This window comes from Sphingomonas faeni (genome assembly GCF_040407495.1).
GTDB classification, from domain to species: Bacteria; Pseudomonadota; Alphaproteobacteria; order Sphingomonadales; family Sphingomonadaceae; genus Sphingomonas; species Sphingomonas faeni_D.
Genome location: NZ_JAPZPP010000003.1, coordinates 535,825 through 559,718 on the forward strand (window position 1 = coordinate 535,825; position 23,894 = coordinate 559,718).

Annotated in this window: 13 protein-coding genes; all 13 read left to right on the forward strand. The window is 67.1% G+C overall.

The genetic code is table 11. The features are described from left to right. The first annotated feature begins 21 nt into the window (after positions 1-21). Positions 22-2,196 carry a glycoside hydrolase family 2 protein gene (locus tag O6W96_RS12520; protein WP_353469849.1) on the forward strand — a complete coding sequence of 725 codons (2,175 nt, stop codon included), beginning with the start codon at positions 22-24 and terminating at the stop codon, positions 2,194-2,196. Then, a complete protein-coding gene (locus O6W96_RS12525; protein ID WP_353469850.1) occupies positions 2,193-4,493 on the forward strand; it encodes a beta-N-acetylhexosaminidase in 2,301 nt (766 codons plus the stop codon). Before O6W96_RS12520 ends, O6W96_RS12525 begins: the two co-directional genes overlap by 4 nt. Next, positions 4,493-7,102, forward strand: coding sequence for a beta-mannosidase (locus O6W96_RS12530; protein WP_353469851.1), 2,610 nt, complete (start codon positions 4,493-4,495; stop codon positions 7,100-7,102). The genes O6W96_RS12525 and O6W96_RS12530 overlap by 1 nt, the downstream gene beginning before the upstream one ends. A 191-nt stretch (positions 7,103-7,293) precedes the next feature. Then, entirely contained in the window at positions 7,294-9,825 is a 2,532-nt protein-coding gene (locus O6W96_RS12535) for a glycoside hydrolase family 3 C-terminal domain-containing protein (protein ID WP_353469852.1), read from the forward strand. After that, positions 9,822-11,255, forward strand: coding sequence for a glycoside hydrolase family 125 protein (locus O6W96_RS12540; protein ID WP_353469853.1), 1,434 nt, complete (start codon positions 9,822-9,824; stop codon positions 11,253-11,255). The genes O6W96_RS12535 and O6W96_RS12540 overlap by 4 nt, the downstream gene beginning before the upstream one ends. Beyond that, the gene (locus O6W96_RS12545; RefSeq protein ID WP_353469854.1) at positions 11,252-13,561 is read left to right on the forward strand and encodes a GH92 family glycosyl hydrolase; all 2,310 of its coding nucleotides are present in this window, start codon (positions 11,252-11,254) and stop codon (positions 13,559-13,561) included. The genes O6W96_RS12540 and O6W96_RS12545 overlap by 4 nt, the downstream gene beginning before the upstream one ends. Continuing rightward, the gene (locus O6W96_RS12550) at positions 13,558-15,549 is read left to right on the forward strand and encodes an alpha-L-fucosidase (RefSeq protein WP_353469855.1); all 1,992 of its coding nucleotides are present in this window, start codon (positions 13,558-13,560) and stop codon (positions 15,547-15,549) included. The genes O6W96_RS12545 and O6W96_RS12550 overlap by 4 nt, the downstream gene beginning before the upstream one ends. Before the next feature lie 423 nt (positions 15,550-15,972). Further along, positions 15,973-17,367, forward strand: a complete 1,395-nt coding sequence (locus tag O6W96_RS12555; protein ID WP_353469856.1) for an FAD/NAD(P)-binding protein — start codon at positions 15,973-15,975, stop codon at positions 17,365-17,367. Continuing rightward, positions 17,364-18,491: a Na+/H+ antiporter NhaA gene (gene nhaA / locus O6W96_RS12560; protein WP_353469857.1), complete on the forward strand. Its 1,128-nt coding sequence runs from the start codon at positions 17,364-17,366 to the stop codon at positions 18,489-18,491. The genes O6W96_RS12555 and nhaA overlap by 4 nt, the downstream gene beginning before the upstream one ends. A 294-nt stretch (positions 18,492-18,785) precedes the next feature. Continuing rightward, positions 18,786-19,634 (forward strand): TorF family putative porin, encoded by an 849-nt coding sequence (locus tag O6W96_RS12565; RefSeq protein ID WP_353469858.1) that lies wholly within the window; start codon positions 18,786-18,788, stop codon positions 19,632-19,634. Between the two features lie 105 nt (positions 19,635-19,739). After that, positions 19,740-19,829 (forward strand): K(+)-transporting ATPase subunit F, encoded by a 90-nt coding sequence (gene kdpF / locus O6W96_RS12570; protein ID WP_055875324.1) that lies wholly within the window; start codon positions 19,740-19,742, stop codon positions 19,827-19,829. Between the two features lie 12 nt (positions 19,830-19,841). Then, on the forward strand, positions 19,842-21,545 hold the full coding sequence (kdpA, locus tag O6W96_RS12575) for a potassium-transporting ATPase subunit KdpA (protein ID WP_353469859.1): 1,704 nt from the start codon (positions 19,842-19,844) through the stop codon (positions 21,543-21,545). Between the two features lie 14 nt (positions 21,546-21,559). Further along, on the forward strand, positions 21,560-23,590 hold the full coding sequence (gene kdpB, locus O6W96_RS12580; RefSeq protein WP_353469860.1) for a potassium-transporting ATPase subunit KdpB: 2,031 nt from the start codon (positions 21,560-21,562) through the stop codon (positions 23,588-23,590). Positions 23,591-23,894 lie beyond the last annotated feature (304 nt).

The window sequence follows — 23,894 nt, forward strand, 5'->3', positions numbered from 1 at the left end:
GATGGAAGCACACCGCCACGCATGATTTCGGGATGGATCAGGACAGGGTTGCAGCGGATCGGGCATTACGGTGTCGGATTCGCCTCGGCCGTCCTGATGCTGGTGCCGATGCCCGCTATGGCGGAGCGGATCGATCTCGATGCGGGGTGGAGCTTCTGGCTGGCAAAGGATGCGCCGGCCGATCCGGCGTGGCTGAAGGCCGATCCGTTTGGGGCGGAAAGCGTTGCGGTTCCGCATAGCTGGCCGCTGTCGCGCGGTGCGGGCGCCGAGGGCGTCGGCTGGTATGCGCGCATGCTGGTGGTGACCGAGGCGATCGTCGGCAAGCATCTCGAACTACATTTCGACGCGGTATTCTACGCGGCGCGGGTGTGGGTGAACGGGACGCTCGTCGGGACCCACGAGGGCGGGCACACCGCGTTCGATCTCGATGTTTCGAAGATACTGAAGCCGGGGGCGAACCGGATCGTCGTGTCTGCGGACGACCGGCCGGGGTTCGCGACGATACCGGGCTATGCGATGCGCTTGGCCGGGTCCGGGAACGTCTGGTACGATTGGTGGCATAGCGGCGGGATCACGCGCGACGTGTCCTTGCGGATCGCCGAGGGTGGGCTGATCCGCCGCCAGCGCATTCGCCAGGTCCTGCGCGCCGATAGCGCGACTGTTACCAGCGGCGTCGCGATCGAGAATGTCGACGCGATGGCGCATACTTACGGACTGACGACGGTTGCGACCGATCCGGACGGCCGCGAGGTTGCGCGCAGTTCCAAGAGCGTCACGGTGGCCGCGTCTTCGAGCGCTATGCCCGATGTTGCGATGACGATCGCCGAGCCGCAGCGCTGGCAGATCGGCGCGGGTAAGCTTTACCGGATCGTCGCCGAACTGCGTGACGAAGGCGGCGTGGTGCTCGACCGGCGCGAGGATACAATCGGCCTGCGTACGCTCGCGATCCGCGACCGGCGGCTGTACGTCAACGACGTCGCGGTACGGCTCACCGGCGTGACGCGGCATGAGGATTCGCCGTGGGAAGGCGCTGCCGAAACGCGCGGCACGATCCTGCACGACATGCGCGATCTCGCTGCGCTCCACGTGACGCTGACGCGGCCGGTGCATTATCCGCAGCCGCAGAGCGTGTTCGACGCCGCCGACCGCGCGGGCATGCTGCTGATCCCCGAGATCCCGATGTGGCAGATGACCGCGGCGCAATTGGGCGATCCGCGGCTGCTGGTGCGCGCCAAGGCGATGATGGCCGAGATGATCGCCGAGAGCGGCAACCATCCGAGCGTGCTCGCGTGGAGCATCATGAACGAGAGCGAGGCCGCGACGCCGCAGGGGCTCGCGTTCGTCAAGGCGATGAAGGCGCATATCAACGCGATCGATCCCGGTCGATTCGTGACGTTTGCGGACTCGCAGATCGCGGAGCGTGCCGTACGCGTACCCGCCCTGGTCGAGGCGGACTTCGTGATGGCCAACGCCTATTTCGGGACCTGGAGCGGCGCCGTGGACAAAGTCGGGCCGTGGCTCGACGCGTTCGACAAGGCGTATCCCGACCGGATGCTGGTTATTTCCGAATTCGGCTGGCCGGGACCGTTCTCTAAGGACAGCGCAGGCGCAGATGTCGCGCGGACCGACAACCTTAAGGACCAGCTCGCGGCGTTCGCGACGCGGCCCTGGGTCGGTGGCGCGATCTTCTGGAGCTATGCGGATTACCGCTCGAACAAGAACCTCTTCGCGGGGCTTGCGGACGGCTATGTCGATCATGGTCTGGTCGATCCCGATCGACAGCGCCGCCCGAGCTATTTCGCCTGGGAAGCCGCCAACCGCACGGTTACCGCGACCGTCGACCTGACGATGGCGGGGGAAACGCCGACCGGCTTCACAGCGACCATCGCCGGACCGGCGAAGGATGCGTTGCCGTCCTATCCGCTGATCGGCGCGCGGCTGCACTGGCGCGCGATGGGCGGCGACCGCGTGCTGCTCGGCGAGGGTGAGGAGGCACTGCCGGTGATCGCGCCGGGTGGTACCGCCAAGGTCTCCGCATCGTGGCCCGGTCGTCTTTCGCCCGTCACCGTGACGGTCGATATCCTGACCGCGGAGGGCGCGCGCGCTGGCGGCGTCGTCCGCGATTACGAACCGTTCAAGGCGGGGTCGGCCGCCTATCCGCCCGATCCTGCGCAATTGCCGAAGGCTCCTTCATGATCCGTTTCCGCCCGCTCGCATTCGCGCTGCTGATGACGTCCACCGCCGCGTTGGCCGAGGGGCCCAAGCTGATTGCCCCATTGATCCCTGCGCCGGCATCGATCGAGACGCGGGCGGGGACGCTGACGATCGCCGAAGGTGCAGGGATCGTCGCGACCGATGCGGGGGCGAAGACGGCGGCGCGGTTGCTGGTGCAGCAGGTGAAGGTCGTTCGCGGGCTGACGCTGGGGGACGACGCGGGCGCTGGGCCGATCCGCTTCGTGCGGGATGCCGGCGTTGCGGGTGACGAAGCGTATGTGCTGACCGTCGACACGAACGGCGTGACGATCGCGGCGAGCGGCGATGCAGGGCTGGTTCACGGCGCGATGACGCTGGCGCAGTTGCTCAGCCCCGATGCGGCGATCGGCAAGCCGGTCACGCTGGCGGCGATGACGATCCGCGACGCGCCGCGCTTCAAATGGCGCGGCCTGCTGATCGATCCGGCGCGGCATTTCGTACCGATCCCGGCGTTGTACGCCATGGTCGATCAGCTCGCAGCGCAGAAGATGAACGTGCTGCATCTGCACCTGACCGACGATCAGGGCTGGCGGATGGAGATCAAGCGCTATCCCGACCTGACGCGGATCGGCGCCTGGCGCACCCCGCCGTCCAGTGGCGGTGCGCCCGGGCCGAAGGTCGGTGGATTTTACACGCAGGCCGAGCTGAAGGCGCTGGTCGCCTATGCCAAGGACCGCGCGATCACGGTGGTCCCGGAGATCGACCTGCCGGGCCATGCGCAGGCGGCCGTCGCGTCCTATCCGGCGGAAGTCGGCGTGCTCGGCGATCGTCCGGCCGTCAGCCACGACTGGGGCGTGAACCCGTGGCTGTTCAGCCCGGAGGACCGCAGCATGACGTTCATCAAGCATGTCCTCGACGAATTGATGGACGTTTTCCCGTCGCAGTTCATCCATCTCGGCGGTGATGAGGCGGTCAAGGACCAGTGGGAGCGGTCGCCCGCGGTGCAGGCCAAGATGAAGGCGCTTGGCCTCAAGACCGAGATGCAGATGCAGAGTTGGATGATCGACCAGCTCGGCGAGTATCTGGCGAAGCACGGCCGCCGCATGATCGGCTGGGACGAGATCCTTGAGGGCGGTCTGCCGCCGTCGGCCTCGGTGATGTCGTGGCGTGGCGAGAAGGGCGCCGTCGAGGCCGCGAACCAGGGCCATGACGTGGTGCTCAGCCCGGCGCCGACACTGTATCTCGACAGTTTGCAGAGCACGCGCAGCGACGAGCCGGCAGGGCGGATCTCGGGTGGCGATGCGATCGTCACGCTCGCCGATCTCTACAAGTACGAACCCGAGCCGAAGGGCCTCGCACCCGACAAGGTGCAGCATGTGCTGGGCGCGCAGATCAACGCGTTCAGCGAGTATTTCGTGACGCCCGAACAGTTGCAGCACGCGACGTTCCCGCGACTGTCGGCGCTGGCCGAGCGGACCTGGTCGCCGAAGACCACGCAGGATTATGCGAGCTTCGTCGCGCGGCTGGAACCTCAGATGGGGCGGTATGCGCGGGCCGGGATTGCGGCGGCGGACAGCGCGTTCGCGGTCGATTTCGCGGTGCAGGGTACGCGCGGCGATGCGCTGCGGGCGCGCAAGGTGCCGGTCACGCTGGCGACGCAGGCGGGCTATGGCACGATCCGCTACACGCTCGACGGCAAGGCGCCGACCGCGCGATCGAAGGCCTATGCGTCGCCGTTGTCGCTTAAGCCGGGCGTCGTCGTTCGCGCCGCCGCGTTCACCAGCGATGGCCGCGCCACCGCGGTGCCGCGGCTGTTCGAGACGAGCCGTGCCGCGCTGTTGCGTAGATCGAATTCGGAGATGGTCGCGTGCCCGGGCGGCTCGCTCAACCTGCGCGTACCGCTGACCGCGGAGGCGACCGCGCTGGCACCGGTGTACAACATCAACATCTTCGACTCGTGCACGATGTATCCGGCCGCGCCGCTCGACGTGGCGCGTGGTTTCAGCATCGATGTCGCCCGGCTCGCCCGGCATTACGGGCTGGCGCACGATGCGGGCAAGCTGGTGCCGCATTATGCGGTGACCACGTACGGCGAGCTGGTCGTGCGCGCGGGCGGGTGCAAGGGGACGATCGCGGCGACCTTCCCGCTGCCCGACCCGGCGACCAGCCCGAACCGCATGACGTTCCGCGGCAAACTTCCCGAGGGGAAGGGCGACGCCGACCTTTGCCTGCAATTTACCCAGTCGCTCGAGTCGCCGATCTACGCGGTGGAATCGATGCAACTGACGGAGACGAACTGATGCGTTGGACTGTACTTCTCCTGCTCGCAAGCGCCGCCACCCCCGCGCTGGCCGCGCCGCGCACCAGCGTCGTGCTCGATAGTGGCTGGTCGATGCGAATCGATCCGGCCGACATGGCGGCTGCCAAGGCGCATCCCAAGGCAGCACGCTGGTTGCGCGCGACCGTGCCGGGCAGCGCGCAGACCGACCTGATGGCGGCGAAGATCGTGCCCGATCCGTACAAGGGACTTAACGAAGCGAAGATCCAGTGGGTCGGGCTGACCGACTGGCAGTATCGCACGACCTTGCGGATGACCGCCGAGCAATTGGCGCGCGATCATGTCGACCTCGTGTTCGACGGACTCGATACGTTTGCCGAGGTGCGGCTGAACGGGACGAAGCTGCTCGCCGCGGACAACGCGCATCGGCGCTGGCGCGTGCCGGTCAAGGCAGTGCTGAAGCCGGGGGCGAACGATCTGCTGATCACGTTCCGCTCACCGATCCGGACGTTGCAGCCGATGGTGCTCAAGGCGAAGAACCCGCTGCCCGGCGAATATGATTCGATCTACGGCGACGAGCCGATGGGCAAGCAGACCTCGCCCTATATCCGCAAGCCGAAATACCACTATGGCTGGGACTGGGGTCCTCGGATCGTCGCGCAGGGGATCTGGCGGCCGGCGCGGATCGAGGCGTGGGACGACGCGCGGATCGAGGCGTTTCGGGTTACGCAGGAAGGGCTGACGAAGTCCGAAGCGCGGTTGTCCGCCGAACTCGACGTGGTCGCTGGCGAGGAGCGTCCGGTTACCGTGCAGGTCGCGGTTACCGGGCCAGACGGTCGCGTGACGCAGGCGGCGCGGACCGTCACCGTCGCGGCGGGCGCGAGCCATGTCGCGGTACCCGTGAGCGTCGCCAATCCGCAGCGCTGGTTCCCCGCAGGCTATGGCGCGCAGCCGCTTTACACCGTGAAGGCGACACTGACCAACGGCGGCGCGACGATCGATACCGCACAGCGCCGCACGGGCCTGCGCACCGTCGAACTGCTTCGTGAGAAGGACGCGCAGGGCCGCGGCTTCGCGTTCGTCGTCAACGGCATTCCGGTGTTCGCCAAAGGCGCGAACCTGATCCCGTTCGACATGTTCCCCGCACGTGTGCCCGAGAGCCAGATCCGCACCGTCATGGCCGGCGCGCGCGACGCGAACATGAACATGATCCGCGTGTGGGGCGGTGGCTATTATCTCGACGACGCGTTCTACGACATCGCCGACCAGATGGGCTTGATGGTGTGGCAGGACTTCATGTTCGGCGGCTCGATCACACCGCCCGATCGCGAGTTCCGCGAGACCGTGAAGATCGAAGCCGAGGAGCAGGTCGACCGGCTCCAGGCGCATCCCTCGATCGTGCTGTGGTCGGGGAATAACGAAGTGCTGAGCGGCTGGGTCGGCTGGGGTGACCGCGTCACGTACAAGAAGACGGTCGGCGCCGACGAGCAGGAAAAGATCGGCGTCGGCATGGCGATCCTGTTCGACCGCGTGCTACGCGATGCGGCCGAGCGCCGCGATCCCGATGCGGTCTATTGGCCGGGCTCGCCGAGCAGCAATTACGAGGACAAGCCCGACATCGATACCGATGGCGACCGGCATTACTGGGACGTCTGGGGCGGCAAGAAACCGGTCGAGGCGTATCTCGACAGCAGCCCGCGGTTCATGTCCGAATACGGTCTGCAGTCGATGCCCGAGATGAAGACGATCCGGACGTTCGCGACCGACGCCGACTTCTCGCCAACGTCGCCGGTGATGAAGGCGCACCAGAAGTTCCTGAAGGGCGAGGGTAACGACCGGCTGCTGTTCTACATCCGCGAGAAATACCGCGAGCCGCGCGACTTCGCCGAGTTCGTGTATCTGAGCCAGGTGATGCAGGCGGAGGGGATCGAACTCGCCGCGCTGCACCACCGCGCGTGCCGGCCGGTGACGATGGGGTCGCTGTTCTGGCAGATCAACGACGTCTGGCCGGGCGCGTCATGGGCCAGCATCGATTATTACGGCCGCTGGAAGGCGCTGCAGTTCCGCGCCCGGCATTTCTACGCGCCGCTGGCGATCGCCGCCGAGCGCAAGGACGGGTTGACCAAGGTCAGCCTGATCTCAGACGCGACGGTGCCGACCGAGGCGAAGTGGCGGGTGCGGACGCTTGACGTCGACGGCAAGGTCGTCGCGACGCGCGAGGAAGCTGCGACGTTGGCGCCTTTGTCCGCGACGGCGGTGGCGACGCTGCCCGATGCGACGCTGTTCGCGGGTGGTGATCCGGCGCGGACGATCGCGGTGGCGGAGTTGCTGGTAGACGGCCGCGTGACGTCGCGTGCGCTCGTGTCGGCAGCCCCCAAAACGATGACGCTGCCCGATCCAGGACTGACCGCGACCTGGGAGACCAATCGCCTGACACTGACCGCGACCAAGCTGGCGCGCGCGGTATGGATCGATTTCGGCAAGGTCGAGGCGACGCCATCGGACAATGCGTTCGATCTGCTGCCGGGGGAGAGCATTACGGTGACTGTTGCTTCGAAAGCATCCGCTGCGGCGCTGCGGCGTGCCTTGTCGGTCCGGACTCTGGCCGGTGTCGCGGCGGTGAAGTCGTGATGCGCGACCACGCCCCCACCGCGCCGTCAGCCCAGAGAGTGCGCGACGATACCACCCCGCCGTCATCCCAGCGAACGCTGGGATCCAGAGTTACGGACGCCGCCGCTCGTGGCTCTGAATCCTGGGTCGAGCCCAGGATGACGGATGGGGGGAGGGGGCGCCTCTCGACCAGGTTTGCCCGGCTCGCCTTCGTGCCCGGCCTGTTGCTCGCGTCGTCAGCGCTTGCCCAAACCGTCGATCCGGCGGTGCGGAGCATGACGCTCGACGAGAAGGCGGCGCAGTTGCAGAGCGTCGCGCCGGCGATCCCGCGGCTGAATTTGCCCGCGTATGATTACTGGAACGAGGGGCTGCACGGGCTTGCGCGCAACGGCGTGGCGACGGTGTTTCCGCAGGCGATCGGCCTCGCCGCGACGTGGGACGAGGCGCTGCTCAGGCGCGTCGGCGATGTCGTGTCTACCGAGGCGCGCGCGAAGTCCAACGCGCTGCCGGCGGGTGACCGGACGCGCTATCAGGGGCTGACGATCTGGTCGCCCAACATCAACATCTTTCGCGATCCGCGCTGGGGTCGTGGGCAGGAGACGTATGGCGAGGACCCGTATCTGACGGGGCGGCTCGGCGTCGCGTTCATCGGCGGGTTGCAGGGGCCCGACCTCGCGCATCCGAAGGTGATCGGCACGCCGAAGCATCTCGCCGCGCATAGCGGACCCGAGGCAGGGCGCGACGGGTTCGATGTCGATATCTCGCCGCATGATCGCGAGGCGACGTTCCTGCCTGCGTTCCGGCTTGCGCTGACCGAGGGCAAGGCGCTGTCGACGATGTGCGCGTACAACGCGATCCACGGCGTGCCGGTGTGCGCGTCGGAGCCATTGCTCAACCAGACAGTGCGTAAGGAATGGGGCTTCAAAGGGCTGATCGTGTCCGACTGCGATGCGGTCGGGAATATCTCGAACTACCATTATTATCGGCCCGATACTGCGAGCGGATCGGCGGCGGCGATTGCTGCGGGGATGGATTTCAATTGCGGGCGGACCTACGCGGCGCTCGGCGATGCGGTGCGGCGAGGGCTGGTGCCCGAGGCGACGCTCGACACGAGCCTGACGCGGACGTTCGCGGTGCGGCGGATGCTCGGCGGGGCGTTCGGGACGACCAGTCCGTGGGATCGGATCAAGCCGACCGAGTTCGACACGCCTGCGCATCGTGCGCTGGCGCTGGAGGCGGCGCGGAAGGCGATGGTGCTGGTTCAGAACAACGGCGTGCTGCCGCTGAAACCATCGGCGAAGATCGCGGTGATCGGGCCGAATGCCGACAGCGTCGACGTGCTGGAGGCGAATTATCACGGTACCGCGGGGGCGCCGATCACGCCACTGGCGGCGCTGCGCACATCGTTCGGGGGCGTTCGGTATGCGCAAGGATCGAGCATCGCCGAGGGCGTGCCCGTGCCGGTGCCCGACACTGCGCTGTCGCTGCGTGGCGAGTATTTCCGAGCGAGCGATTTCACCGGCACGTCGGTGGTACGCGCCGACCGGCTGATCGACTTTGACTGGGACCGCACCGAGCCTGCGCCGGGGATCGACCCGGCCGCATTTTCGGTGCGCTGGACGGGTACGATCACCGCGCCGGCGGCGGGTGACTATGTGTTCCGGCTCGACGTGCCGCGCTGTTTCGACTGCAAGGGGCATGATCCGTCGCGGTTGTGGATCGACGGGAAGCCGGTCGCCGATGACGACGGCGGCGGCAAGAATGTCGAGGCGGCGGTGACGCTGGCCGCCGGCCCACACGCGATCCGTGTCGAGCTTGCGCATAGCGGTGAGGATCAGGGGCTACGGCTGACCTGGACCGCGCCGGCCGATGCGCAGGTTGCGGAGGCGGTCGCCGCGGCGAAGGATGCCGATGCGATCGTCGCGTTCGTCGGCCTATCGCCCGCGGTCGAGGGCGAGGCGTTGCAGATCGAGGTCGCCGGGTTCTCGGGCGGCGATCGGACCGATATCGGGCTCCCGGCCGCGCAGGTGAAGTTGCTCGAAGCGGCCAAGGCGACCGGCAAGCCGCTGGTGGTCGTGCTGATGACCGGCAGCGCGGTCGCGATGACCTGGGCGAAGGCACATGCCGATGCGATCCTGGTCGGCTGGTATCCGGGGCAGGCTGGCGGGCAGGCGATCGCCGATACGCTGGTTGGCAGGAGCAATCCGGGCGGCCGACTGCCGGTGACGTTCTACGCGAAGACGCGCGATCTGCCCGCGTTCATCGACTACAACATGCGCGAGCGGACGTATCGCTACTTCACGGGCACGCCACTCTGGGGTTTCGGGCATGGGCTGAGCTATACGCAGTTCGCTTATGCCGCGCCCAAACTCGCACGCAGCACGATAACCGCGGGGGAGAGCTTCACCGTCGAGGTGCCGGTGCGCAATGTCGGCAAGGTTGCGGGCGACGAGGTGGTGCAGGCGTATCTCGTGCCGCCCGAGCCGGCTGTGAAGCCGCGCTTCAACGATCCCGTCCTTCAGCGGCAGCTCGTCGGGTTCAGGCGCCAGACAGTAAAGCCGGGGCAGACGGCACGCGTGGCATTCACGATCGATCCTCGTGGCATGAGCAGCGTCGATGCGGCAGGAACGCGCCGTGTCGTACCGGGCGAATACCGGCTGCACATCGGCGGCGGCCAGCCTGGCGACGGACCGGGTGTCGATACCGTCTTCACCGTGACGGGAACGCGGGATTTGCCGAAATGATCGACCGCCGTTCGCTGATTGCCGGTGCTGCGGCACTGGGGCTTGCGGGACCGCTGCGCGTGGCCGCACCGTCGTTCGTCAGCAAGCGCCCGAAGATTGGCGATCGCCGCTACACCAGCCGCGCGGTCGAGGCGGAGATCGCGCGCGTGTCGGCGAAGATCGCCGATCCCGAACTCGCCTGGATGTTCGCGAATTGCTACCCGAACACGCTCGACACGACGGTGTTCATGGGCGCGGTCGACGGCAAGCCCGATGCGTTCGTCATCACCGGCGACATCGACTGCATGTGGCTGCGCGACAGCTCGGCACAGGTCCATCCGTATTTGCCGCTGGCGAAGCGCGATCCGGCGTTGCGGATGCTGTTTCGCGGGCTGATCGCGCGGCAGGCGCGGTGCATCCTGATCGATCCGTACGCCAACGCGTTCATGCACGATCCGTCGGCGAAGACCAATCTGAGTTGGTCACTGATCGACGACACGGTGATGAAGCCGGGCGTCGGCGAGCGGAAGTGGGAGGTGGATTCGCTCTGCTACCCGATGTGGATCGCGCACGCGTATTGGCAGGCGACCGGCGATACCGCGCCGTTCGATGCGCTGTGGGCGGACGGGGCGCGTGCGTCGATCCGGACGTTCCGCGAGCAACAGCGCAAGGACGGGCCGGGCCCGTATCGCTTCCGTCGCTCGTCGCCGATCGTCGGGGAAAGCATGGCGCTCGACGGCTATGGGCCGCCGTCGCGCCCGGTCGGGCTGATCCATTGCGGGTTCCGGCCTTCGGACGATGCGTGCGTGCTCCCGTTCCTGATCCCGTCGAACATCTTCGCGGTTCGTGCGCTGCGCCAGTTGGCGGAACTCGCGACACGCGCCCGACCCGACGCGGCGCTGGCGGCGGATGCGTCTGCGCTGGCGGACGAGGTCGAGGCAGCGTTGCGGCTGCACGGCATGACCAGGGGGGCGGACGGCCAGCCGGTCTGGGCGTATGAGGTCGATGGCTATGGCAATGCGATCTTCATGGACGACGCCAATGTGCCGAGCCTGTCGGGGCTCGCCTATCTCGGCGCGGTAAAGGCCGACGATCCGCTCTGGCAGCGCACCGCGGCACGCGCGTGGAGCAAGGACAACGCGTATTTCTTCACCGGCAAGGCAGCGGAGGGGATCGGCAGTCCGCATACGGGCTTGCGCGAGATCTGGCCGATGTCGATCGTGATGCACGCGCTGAACGCGCTCGAGACCGGTGACGACGCGACCGTCGCGCGGAGCGTCGCCGCGCTGAAGGCGACGCATGGCGGCACCGGGTTCATGCACGAATCCTTCAACCAGGACGACGGCGCGAAATTTACCCGCGCCTGGTTCGCCTGGGCGAACGGGTTGTTCGGCGAGTTGGTCGTCGACATCGCCGCCAAACGTCCCGCCCTTCTTGGAGTCCGCGCATGATCTCCCGCCGTATGCTCCTCGCCGGTAGCGGCGCACTTGCGCTCACTGCGCGCGCGACGTTTGCCGCCACGCCGCGAACCACGACGGCGCCAGACCTGTTCGTCGGCACCGGCGGGCATGGCCACACCTATCCGGGCGCGACGCTGCCGTTCGGGATGGTGCAGCTCAGCCCCGATACCGACGTCGAGCGCTGGGATGCGTGTTCGGGCTATCATCGCACCGATACGTCGATCATGGGGTTCAGCCACACGCATTTGTCGGGCACCGGTATCGGCGACATGCTCGACGTGCTGGTGGTGCCTAGCCGGGGGCCGGTGCAGCTGATTCCGGGCACGCTCGCCGATCCCGATGCGGGGTATCGCCAGCGCTTCTCCGCCGAGCATGCCGAGCCGGGCTATTACCGCGTGACGCTGGAATCGGGCGTCCGCGCGGAGCTGACCGCGACCGAGCGGACCGGCATCCAGCGCCACGTATTTCCGGGGGGCGCGGGGCATATCCTCGTCAACCTGTCGCACCTGATCCTCGACAAGTCCGATCAGGGCGTGCTGATCGACGACGCCTCGCTGAACATCGACGAAACCGGCATGCTGACCGGCAGCCGGCGCGTGTTCCGCTGGGCGAAGGGGCGGCGGATCCATTTCGCGATGCAGCTGTCGCGCAAGCCTGACCGGATCGTGTTCTACGGCGATGGCGACGTCGCGCAGCCAGCGGCCGCGAAGGGCGTCGCGGGCAAGCGCGTAAAGGCTGTGCTGCACTATGACGACGCGGGTGCCGCGCCGATCGTGATCCGCACCGGCATCTCCGCAGTCGACGTCGCCGGTGCGCGCGCGAACCTTGCGGCCGAGGCGCGGCATTGGGATTTCGACCGCTACCGTGCCGAGGCGACCAAGCTTTGGGCGCCTGTGCTTGCTGCGGTCAGCGTCGAGGGTGGGACGCCGGCGCAGCGCACGATCATGGCGAGCGCGCTGTACCATGCGCAGCTCGCGCCGACGCTCTTCTCCGATGTCGACGGACGCTATGTCGGGCTCGACCGGCGGGTGCATACGGTGACCGGCAAGGACCGTGCCTACAGCACCTATTCGATGTGGGACACGTATCGCGCGCTGCATCCGCTGCTCACGCTGATCGAGCCGGAGCGCACCGCGGAACTCGTCGGCGACCTGATCCGGCAGACGCAGCAGAGCCCGTACGGCCCGCCGGTCTGGCCTTTGCAGGGCGTCGAGACGGGCTGCATGATCGGCTGGCATTCGGTGTCGGTGATGGCCGAGGCGCGCGCGAAGGGCGTGCCCGCGAACTACGGCGCGGCGTGGCCGAACGTGCGCCGCCGGTCGTTCGACTTCGCGATGCCAAATCTCGACAACAGCCTCGGGATCAAGCCTTACGACACGCTCGGCTATGTGCCGGCCGACACGGTGTTCGAGTCGGTGTCGCGCACGCTCGAATATGCGTATGACGATTACGCTTCGGCGAGTCTGGCCGATGCTGCGGGCGCGACCGCCGACGCGGCACGCTTGCGCAAGCGTAGCGGGAATTGGCGCAACGTGTTCGATGCGTCGATCGGGTTTGCGCGGCCCAAGCTTGCGAACGGAAAATGGACCGCGCCGTACGATCCGATCGCGCTCGGCCATTCGAGCAAGTGGCGCGATTTTACCGAGAGCAATGGCTGGCAGGCGACGTTCCTCAACCAGCACGACGTCTACGGGCTGATCGCGGCGATGGGCGGCGATGCGAAGTTCGAGGCGAAGCTCGACGGGCTGTTCAACGCGCCGTCGATCCTGCCGAAGGACGCGCCGCCCGATATCAGCGGGCTGGTCGGCCAATATGCGCACGGCAACGAGCCGAGCCACCACGTCGCGTACATGTACGCCTATTGTGGCGCGGCGTGGAAGACGCAAGGAATGGTCCGCCGGCTGCTGACCGAGATGTATAAGGACGATCCCGACGGCATCATCGGCAACGACGATTGCGGGCAGATGAGCGCGTGGTTCGTGCTGAGCGCGCTCGGGCTGTATCCGGTCGATCCGGTGAGCGCGAACTACGTGCTGGGGTCGCCGCTGTTCGACCGTGCGGAGATGCGCGTCGGTGCCGGCAGGACGCTGGTCGTCGAGGCACGCGGCAATGCGGCGGATCGGCCGTACGTCCAATCGGTGACGTGGAACGGCGAGCCCTGGACTAAGAGCTGGATCGCGCATGCCGACATCACTCGTGGCGGGCGGCTGGTGTTCGAGATGGGCGCCACGCCCAACCGTGATTTTGGCCGCGCGACTGCCGATCGGCCGCCAGCAACTACCGGAGTTTCGCGATGACGTTAGACCTGAACCGCCGCGCGTTGATCGCCGGTACGCTCGCTACTGCTGCGGCTGGCCGGACCAGTGCGGCGGCCCCGGTCGGTGCACCCGCCCCGTGGGGCGCGACGCCGAGCGTCCGCCAGCTCGCATGGCACAAGCGCGAGCGCTACGGCTTCGTCCACTTCACGCTGAACACCTGGACCGACAAGGAATGGGGCTATGGCGACGAGGACCCGAAGCTGTTCGACCCGACCGCGTTCGATCCAGACCAGATCGTCGCGGCGGCGAAAAGCGCGGGGCTCACCGGCCTCGTCCTGACCGCCAAGCACCATGACGGCTTCTGCCTCTGGCCCACAAAGCTGACCGAGCATTGCATCCGCAACAGCCCGTACAAGGGCGGCAAGGGCGATATCGTCCGCGAACTGGGCGATGCGTGCCGCCGCGGCGGGATTTCCTACGGCCTGTATCTGTCGCCGTGGGATCGCAACCGCGCCGATTATGGCACCCTCGCGTATGTCGAGTATTTCCGCGCGCAGCTTACCGATCTCTGCACCAATTACGGGGAGCTGTTCGAAGTCTGGTTCGACGGCGCGAACGGCGGCGACGGCTATTATGGCGGCGCGCGCGAGGCGCGGAAGATCGATGCGCCGAAATATTACAACTGGCCGTCGATCATCGCGCTGGTCCACAAATTGCAGCCGATGGCGTGCACCTTCGATCCGCTCGGCGCGGATATCCGCTGGGTCGGCAACGAGGACGGTCACGCGGGCGATCCTTGCTGGCCGACGATGCCGAACCATCCGTATGTCCAGTCGGAGGGCAATTCGGGCGTGCGCGGGGCGCCACTCTGGTGGCCGGCGGAGACCAACACGTCGATTCGTCCGGGCTGGTTCTATCATGCCGACGAGGACCTCCAGGTGAAGTCGCCGCAGCGGCTGATGCAGTTCCACGACGAGTCGGTCGGGCGCGGCACCAACATGATGCTCAACCTGCCGCCCGATCGCCGCGGGCTGATCGCGGAGCCCGATCTCGCGTCGCTGAAATCGTTCGGCGATGCGTTGCGTGGCAGCTTCAAGACCGATCTGGCGAAGGGCGCGGTGGCGAGCGGCCCATCGCGCGGCGCCCGGTTTGCGCCGGCCAACGTGCTCGACGGCAATCGCGACACCTATTGGAGCACGCCGGATGCGATGAAGACGCCGTCGCTGGTGCTCGACCTGCCGCCGGGGCGCCGGTTCGACCTGATCCGGATCCGCGAGGCGCTCGACCTCGGTGTGCGCGTGACGAAGTTCGCGATCGATGTGGCGGATGCGAAGGGCGCGTGGCGTGAGGTCGCGGTGCACGAGTGCATCGGGGCGCAACGGATCATCCGCCTGCCAGAGCCGGTGACCGCGCGGCGCGTGCGGTTGCGGATCGTCGAGGCGCCGGCGTGCCCGGCGATCACCGAGCTGTCGCTATTCCTGAGCGTCGCGCCGGTCGCGATCGCGGCCTCGCAGGCGACGGGCAACAAGATCATCTCGAAGACCGGGTGGACGATCGTCAGCGCGATCCAGCACACTCTGGCGATGAAGGCGGGCAAGCCGGATTTCGCGGGGGAGAAATCGTTGGCGGGTGTGGTGAAGCCCGGATTGGCCGGTGCGGAGGCGGTGCTCGACGACGATCTCGCGACCGTCTGGACGACGCCCGCGCCGACACCGACGGGCATCGTGATGCTGATGATCGACATGGGCAAGGCGGAGCAGGTCGCCGGGTTCAGCCTGACGCCGACCCGGCAGGCGCTGCCGGACGCAGGACCGCCGGGGCGCTACAGCGTCGAGACGAGTGAGGACGGCAGGACCTGGACGCCGGCGGGCGAGGGCGAGTTCGGCAACATCGCCTATGCGCGGGCGACGCAGCGCATCACCTTCGCCAAGGCACGAGCGGCGCGGTACCTGATGCTGGGCTTCACGACGGTCGCGACCACGCAGCCGAAGATGGCGATCGCGGGCATCGGCGCGTTCCGGCCTTAGGGCAGGGGCAGGCGGACACCATGATCTCCCTCATCCCGGACTGGTTCGGATCCTATAGCTTTCGAACAAGTCCGGGTTCGCATTCGTACGGCACCATGCGCTTCCTTGTTCTCCCGCGAAGGCGGGAGTCCAGTCTGGATCCCCGCCTTCGCGGGGAAACATGTCTTACCGGTTGAGAGGGACAGTTTCCGCCGGGTTGCGGGGGCGACCGTTCCGCAAAGTCGAAAGGGTCGATCCAGCGGAACGGTGGATGCCGGAACAAGCCCGGCATGACGGAGGCATAGGGTGGTTTCTCACAACCCCGTCATCCCAACTTTCGTCAGGATGACGGAAGTCGCAGAGGACAGGCCTTTTGGCACCGGGGCTGGGCTAGCTGGTCTGAATCGGGCATGGCTTCCCGCGACAACACGGGTGAGCGTACAGATGGACCAATCAGCTACCATGCCGCGGATCGCGGGGCCCGAGGATCATGTCGTCGTCGTGGGTGGCGGCTTTTCCGGTGCGCTTTTCGCGGTCAATCTGATGCGGCACGAGGGGCCGCGCGTGACCTTGATCGAGCGGCGTGATCGGCAGCTCGCGCGGGGCGTCGCGTATAGTGCGGCGCATCCGGATCACCTGCTCAACGTCCGTGCCGGCAACATGAGTGCGCTGCCCGACGACCCCGATCACTTCGTCCGCTGGCTGGAGACGCACGGCAAGGGCGACCGCAAGACCTTCGTCCCGCGCACCACCTATGGCGCGTATCTGCGCGAACTGCTCGATGCGGCGATCGCGGAATCGGATGGCCGGCTGGTGCATGTCGAGGGCGAGGTCTGCGCGATCGATCCGGTCGAACGCGACGGGGTGACGCTGACGATGGCGGATGGGCGCAAGATCGCGGCCGACACCGCGGTGCTCGCGCTCGGCAACCTGCCACCGCATACCCCGCCGGGGCTGAAGCCGGACATGCTGCCGACCGGTGTCTACTACGCGGACCCGTGGGCGGCCAATCTCGCCGAGGGACTGGGCGCGGACGACACCGTCGTGCTGGTCGGAACCGGGCTGACCGCGATCGACGCGGCGTTGCTGCTCGATGCGCAGGGGTTCGCCGGAAATATCCTGGCGATGTCGCGACGCGGGTTGTCGCCGCGACGGCACGTCGATGGCGCGCCGGCGCACCGCGGTGTCTCGGACAAGCCGCAGGGCGGGCTGATCGACCTCGTCCGCCATGTTCGTGCACGCGCTGCGCAGGAAGGCTGGCGTTGCGCAGTCGACGAGCTTCGTCCGGTCACGCAGATGCTGTGGGCGGCGGCGTCGCAGGAGGTGCGCGGACGCTTCCTTCGCCATCTGCGGCCCTATTGGGACGTCCATCGCCACCGGCTCGCACCGGCGGTTGCGGACCGGGTCGAAGCGCTCGTCGCGACCGGGCGGCTGACCTTCGCGGCGGGCAAGATCGTGTCCGCCGAAGCCGACGGTATGCAGGCAAAGCTGACGTGGCGACCACGCGGCGAGACCGACCCGGTCGTCACGCGCGCGGCGCGGATCGTCAATTGCACCGGGCCGCAGGGCGACCTGCTGCGCTCGGAGGAGCCGCTCGTGAAGCACCTGCTCGCCGCCGGCGCGATCCGGCCCGATCCGTTGCGGCTCGGCGTCGACGTCGACGCGCAGTCGCGCGCGATTCGTGCGGACGGGACGCCGGATGACCGGATCCACTGCATCGGGCCGATGACCCGCGGCGGGCTGTGGGAGGTGGTCGCGGTGCCCGATATCCGCGTCCAGAGCTGGGACCTCGCGCGCCGCCTGTCGAACGCGCAATGGGTGGGCGGCGAAGGTCTTTGACCGCGATCCGCCGCTTTTTCTCGAGTGATGCGGCCGGGGCCATCGTGCTGCTCGCGGCGGCAATAGCGGCACTGATCGTCGCGAATTCACCGCTCGCGCCGACGTACTTCGCGACACTGCACCACGTAGTCGGCGGGATGAGCGTCCATCACTGGATCGACGACGGTTTGATGGCGCTGTTCTTCCTGCTGATCGGGCTGGAAGTGAAGAGCGAGTTCGTCTCGGGGCATCTGTCGACCTGGGGCGAGCGCATCATGCCCGGGGCGGCGGCGCTCGCGGGCATGGCGGTGCCGGCGGCCTTCTATGTGCTGGTCAACATGGATACGCCCGCCAATCTGCGCGGCTGGGCGATCCCGGCGGCGACCGACATCGCGTTCGCGCTCGGCATCCTGGCCCTGCTCGGGTCGCGCGTACCGACCTCGTTGAAAGTGTTGCTAACGGCGATCGCGGTGATCGACGACCTGCTCGCGATCCTCGTCATCGCGCTGTTCTACACCGGCCATATCGCACTGCTGCCGTTGCTCGGCGCGGGCGCGGGGCTCGGCGTGCTCGTCATCCTGAACCTGTCGGGGGTGCGGTCGTTGGTGCCGTACCTGCTGATCGGCGTCGGGATCTGGTATGGCGTATTGCTGTCGGGTGTCCATGCGACGCTCGCCGGCGTGGCGGTCGCGTTGACGATTCCGCTGCGGACGGGAGACGGTCAGCCGCCGCTGAAACGTCTTGAACACGCACTCCAGCCCTGGTCGAGTTTCCTGATCGTGCCGGCGTTCGGGTTCGCCAATGCGGGCATCGCGTTCGGCGGGATGGTGGCGGCGGACGTGATTGCGCCACTGCCGGTCGGGATCATGCTGGGGCTGTTTCTCGGCAAGCAGATCGGCATCTTCGCGACGATCCGTGGGCTTGTGACGTTCCGGCTGGCCGAGGCGCCCAGGAACGCGCGCTGGACGCAGGTGTACGGCATGGCCGTGCTGTGCGGGATCGGCTTCACGATGAGCCTGTTCATCGGCAGGCTTGCGTTCGCCGGCGCACCGCATGCGATGGACGCGGTAAAGGTCGGCGTGTTCGCCGGCTCGATCCTGTCGGGTATCGCCGGCTGGCTGATCCTTCGCCGCACCGCACAGTAAGTCGGTAATGCTGATCGACACTGGGCCGGCACCGCCCCGGCGGAGGCCGGGGCCCAGTTGGGCAACGATGCTATCGGCGGGTGCGCTTCGTCACAGCGACCTTTACACCTGGGCTCCGGCTTCCGCCGGGGTGGTGCATCTCGGCCAGTACGGTAGCCGTCGATAATTCCGACAATACTACGGGAAACATATGCTCCGGCCCGGCAATCGATCTCGAATTGCTACGTCGCCGGAGCCTAATTGCCAGTCCTCGCGAACCGCCATCCTTTCGGCGGCCCGCGCATGGGGACCGCAATGCACATTCTTCGTTTCGCCGCCGCCGCCGGACTTCTCGCCGGTATCGCCACGCCCGCGTTCGCACAGGACACCGCGCCGCCGTCTCCGGTAACCGTTTCCGGTTCGGTGACGCTCGCGACCGACTACCGCCTGCGCGGCGTGTCGCAGTCGGACAAGGACGGCGCGATCCAGGGCGGGCTGACGATCGCGCACCAGAGCGGCATCTACGTCGGCGCATGGGGATCGAACCTGTCGGGCTGGGGTACGTTCGGCGGCTCGAACATGGAGCTCGACCTGATCGGCGGCTACAAGCACAAGCTCGCGGACAACGCGACGATCGACGTCGGCCTGACCTGGTACATGTATCCGGGCGGCGCCTCGAAGACTGATTACGCCGAGCCCTATGTAAAGCTCAGCGGCACGACCGGCCCGGCGACGCTGACCGCGAGCGCCTTCTATGCGCCGAAGCAGCAGGCGCTCGGCAAATGGTATCGCACCGGCGCCGATGCCGCCGCGGGCGTCTACACAGACGCGGGCGACAAGGAGGACAACCTCTACCTCACCGGCGATGGCGCGTTCGCGATCGCAGGGACGCCGATCACCGCCAAGGCGCATATTGGCCATAGCTGGGGCAATGACGGCCTCGGGCCCAACGCGACCAGCGCGGCGCCGACCGGCGACTATTGGGATTGGTCGCTGGGTGCGGACACTACGTATCGAAACCTCACCCTCAACGTGAGCTATGTCGACACCGACATCACGCGTCGCAGTGCTGCGTATCTCCAGCCGAGCTTCAGCCGCGGCCAGGACGGAACCGGATCGATCGCCGACGGCACGATCGTCGCCTCGCTCACCGCCGCCTTCTGAAGGATCGACCGATGCAGGATCTACTCTGGATAGCGTTCATGGTCGGACTGGTGGCGGCGACGCTCGCCTATGTCCGCCTTTGCGACAACGCGTGAGGACATAGCCATGACCCTCGACCTCTGGCTCGCCGCGATCGTCGCGCTCGGGCTGCTGTTTTACCTCGTGGCGGTGCTGATCCGTCCCGAACGCTTTTAGGAGCGCGCGCCCATGACATTCGAAGGATGGATCCTCATCCTGGGCTTCGTCGGCATCCTGCTGGCGTTGACCAAACCCGTCGGCCTGTGGCTGTTCGCCTTGTACGAAGGCCGCCGCACCCCGATCCACGCAATCCTCGGACCGGTCGAGACCGGCTTCTACAAGCTCAGCGGCATCGATCCGAAACAAGAGCAGGGCTGGCGCCGCTACGCCCTGCACATGATCGTGTTCAACGCCGTGCTGATGGCACTGACCTACGCGGTGCTGCGTCTGCAGGGCGTGTTGCCGGGCAATCCGCAGGGCCTCGCGGGGCTCAACCCCCATCTCGCGTTCAACACCGCGATCAGCTTCACGGCGAACACCAACTGGCAGAGCTATGCCGGCGAGACGACCATGTCGAACTTCAGCCAGATGTTTGGGCTGACGATCCACAACTTCCTGTCGGCGGCGACCGGCATCGCGCTGGCGTTCGCGCTGTTCCGCGGGTTCGCTCGGCGCTCGAGCGCAACGATCGGTAATTTCTGGGCCGACATGACGCGCGTCACGCTCTACGTGCTGCTGCCGATCTGCGTCGTTGTGACGCTCTTCTACATCGCCAGCGGCGTGCCGCAGACGATGGCCGGCACGGTGGACATCTCCACGCTCGAAGGGCTCAAGCAGACGCTGGTCCTCGGTCCGGTGGCGAGCCAGGAAGCGATCAAGATGCTCGGCACCAATGGTGGCGGCTTCTTCAACGCGAACTCGGCGCATCCGTTCGAGAACCCGACCGCGCTGGTCAACCTCGTGCAGATGCTGTCGATCTTCGTCGTCGGCTTCGGCCTGACCTGGACGTTCGGCAAGGCCGTCGGCAACACGAAACAAGGCTGGGCGATCCTCTCGGCGATGCTCGTACTGTTCCTCGCCGGCGTCACGATCACCTATGCCCAGGAAGCCGCGGGCAACCCGATCCTCCACCAGATCGGCGTTGCGGGCGGCAACATGGAAGGCAAGGAGGTCCGCTTCGGGATCGCCGCGTCCGCCTTGTTCTCGGTCGTAACCACTGCCGCATCGTGCGGCGCGGTCAACGCGATGCACGACAGCTTCACGGCGCTCGGCGGCATGATCCCGCTGCTCAACATGCAACTCGGCGAAGTCGTCATCGGCGGCGTCGGCGCGGGCATCTACGGCTTCCTGCTGTTCGCCATCCTCGCGGTGTTCGTTGCGGGCTTGATGGTCGGCCGCACGCCCGAATATGTCGGCAAGAAGATCGAGGCGCGCGAAGTGAAACTGGCGGTGCTGGCGATCGCCATCCTGCCGCTCGTCATCCTCGGCTTCACCGCGCTCAGCGCCGTGCTGCCGGACGGGCTTGCGGGGCCGCTCAACAAGGGGCCGCACGGGTTCAGCGAGATCCTCTACGCGTTCACCAGCGCGGTCGGGAACAACGGGTCGGCCTTTGCCGGGCTCACCGCCAACACGCCTTATTACAATGGCTTGCTGGGGGTCGCCATGTGGCTCGGGCGCTTCTTCATCATCGTGCCGATGCTCGCCATCGCCGGTGGTCTCGCCGCCAAGAAATACACGCCGGAAAGCGCAGGTTCGTTCCCGACGACGGGTGCGCTGTGGGTCGGCCTGCTGGTCGGGATCATCCTGATCGTCGGTGGCCTGACCTTCCTGCCGAGCCTCGCGCTCGGTCCCATCGCCGATCATCTCGCGATGATCAGCGGCAAAACCTTCTGACGGGACAAGCCAAAATGGCACGCACCCCTACCAAGTCGCTGTTCACGGCCGACTTGATCGTTCCCGCGATCGGCGACGCGTTTCGCAAGCTCGATCCGCGGCAGTTGATCCGCAACCCGGTGATGTTCGTCACCGCCGTCGTCGCCACGCTGTTGACGATCCTCGTCAATGTCGGCGGCGACGGGCTCTCGGTCGGCTTCAAGATCCAGCTGGTGATCTGGCTGTGGCTGACCGTGCTGTTCGGCACCTTCGCCGAAGCGCTCGCCGAAGGGCGCGGCAAGGCGCAGGCCGCGTCGTTGCGCGCGACCAAGGCCGAGCTGACCGCCCGCCGCATGAAGGGGGACCAGGTCGAGTCCGTCCCCGCCAGCATGCTCCGCGCGGGCGACATCGTCCTGGTGACGATGGGTGACCTGATCCCGGCGGACGGCGAAGTCGTCTGGGGCGTCGCCTCGGTCAACGAAGCCGCGATCACCGGCGAGAGCGCACCGGTGATCCGCGAGGCGGGCGGCGATCGCTCGGCGGTGACGGCGGGCACGCGCGTCATCTCCGACGAGATCCGCGTGAAGGTCACCGCCAATCCCGGCGAAGGTTTTCTCGACCGCATGATCGCACTCGTCGAGGGCGCCGAGCGGCAGAAGACGCCGAACGAGATCGCGCTGACGCTGCTGCTCGTCGGGCTGACGATCATCTTCCTGATCGCGGTCGGCACGATCCCCGGTTTCGCCAGCTATGCGGGCGGCCGCGTGCCGGTCGCGATCCTCGCGGCGCTGCTCATCACGCTGATCCCGACGACGATCGCGGCGTTGCTGTCGGCGATCGGTATCGCGGGCATGGACCGTTTGGTGCGCTTCAACGTGCTGGCGAAGTCGGGTCGTGCGGTCGAAGCAGCGGGCGATATCGACGTCCTGCTGCTCGACAAGACGGGCACGATCACGATCGGCGATCGTCAGGCGAGCGAGTTCCGCTCGGTCGGCGGCACGCGCGACGAGGATCTGGCCGAGGCGGCGTTGCTAGCGAGTCTTGCCGACGAAACGCCCGAGGGCCGCTCGATCGTCGTGCTGGCGCGCGAGAAGTTCGGGGTTACGACCAGCGAACTGCCGAGCGATGCGGAGGTGATTCCGTTCACCGCGCAGACGCGCATCTCGGGCGTGATGGTCGGTGGTTCGCTGATCCAGAAGGGGGCCGTCGACTCGATCTTGAAGGCCAATCCGGGGGCAGGGGCAACCGCTGCGGCCACCGAACTGCGCCGGATCACCGATGAGATCGCCCGTGCAGGCGGCACGCCGCTGGCGGTCGCTCGCGATGGGCGGTTGCTCGGTGCGATCTTCCTCAAGGACGTCGTGAAAGCCGGCATCCGCGAACGCTTCGGCGAACTGCGCGCGATGGGCATCCGCACGGTGATGATCACCGGCGACAACCCGCTCACCGCCGCCGCGATCGCTGCCGAGGCGGGCGTCGACGACTTCCTCGCGCAAGCGACGCCGGAGGACAAGCTCGACCTGATCCGCAAGGAACAGCAGGGCGGGCGGCTGGTCGCGATGTGCGGCGACGGCACCAACGACGCGCCCGCGCTGGCGCAGGCGGACGTCGGCGTGGCGATGAACACCGGCACGCAGGCTGCACGCGAGGCGGGCAACATGGTCGATCTCGACAGCGACCCGACCAAGCTGATCGAGATCGTTGGCCTCGGCAAACAGCTGCTGATGACTCGCGGTGCGCTGACGACCTTCTCGGTGGCGAACGACGTGGCGAAGTATTTCGCGATCATCCCGGCGATGTTCGTCGCGCTCTATCCGGGACTGGGGGTGCTGAACGTGATGCGGCTCGGCTCGCCCGAAAGCGCGATCCTGTCGGCGATCATCTTCAACGCGATTATCATCCCGATGCTGGTGCCACTCGCGCTCAAGGGCGTCGCGTACAAGCCGATGGCTGCAGGGCCGCTACTTGCGCGCAACCTTGCCGTGTATGGCCTGGGCGGCCTGATCGCGCCGTTCGTGGGAATCAAGCTGATCGACCTTTTGGTCGGTGCGATGGGGCTGGCATGATGGCCAAGCCTAGCCCGTCGTCAGCTCACGCGCCGTTGCACCACGAGCCAGCACCGCCCCGGCGAAGGCCGGGGCCCAGGTGGAAAGGTTGCAGTAACGAAGCGCATCCGCAGTTGGCCACGTCCCCCAACTGGACCCCGGCCTCCGCCGGGGTGGTGCTAGATGGCAGGGCGGACGCTTCGACGTGTTCTGCGTGGAATGCCACCACCGCCGCCACCGCCCCACTCCACCCCGTCACCCCAGCGAAAGCTGGGGTCTCTCTCTCCGAAGTGCGCCGTGCGCGGCACGATACCCCAGCTTTCGC

Coding starts and splice junctions, on each gene's coding strand:
- O6W96_RS12540 (WP_353469853.1), top strand. CDS start 9,822: ATGATCGACCGCCGTTCGCTGATTGCCGGTGCTGCGGCACTGGGGCTT.
- kdpF (WP_055875324.1), top strand. CDS start 19,740: ATGACCCTCGACCTCTGGCTCGCCGCGATCGTCGCGCTCGGGCTGCTG.
- O6W96_RS12530 (WP_353469851.1), top strand. CDS start 4,493: ATGCGTTGGACTGTACTTCTCCTGCTCGCAAGCGCCGCCACCCCCGCG.
- kdpB (WP_353469860.1), top strand. CDS start 21,560: ATGGCACGCACCCCTACCAAGTCGCTGTTCACGGCCGACTTGATCGTT.
- O6W96_RS12525 (WP_353469850.1), top strand. CDS start 2,193: ATGATCCGTTTCCGCCCGCTCGCATTCGCGCTGCTGATGACGTCCACC.
- O6W96_RS12555 (WP_353469856.1), top strand. CDS start 15,973: ATGGACCAATCAGCTACCATGCCGCGGATCGCGGGGCCCGAGGATCAT.
- O6W96_RS12550 (WP_353469855.1), top strand. CDS start 13,558: ATGACGTTAGACCTGAACCGCCGCGCGTTGATCGCCGGTACGCTCGCT.
- O6W96_RS12520 (WP_353469849.1), top strand. CDS start 22: ATGATTTCGGGATGGATCAGGACAGGGTTGCAGCGGATCGGGCATTAC.
- O6W96_RS12545 (WP_353469854.1), top strand. CDS start 11,252: ATGATCTCCCGCCGTATGCTCCTCGCCGGTAGCGGCGCACTTGCGCTC.
- kdpA (WP_353469859.1), top strand. CDS start 19,842: ATGACATTCGAAGGATGGATCCTCATCCTGGGCTTCGTCGGCATCCTG.
- O6W96_RS12565 (WP_353469858.1), top strand. CDS start 18,786: ATGCACATTCTTCGTTTCGCCGCCGCCGCCGGACTTCTCGCCGGTATC.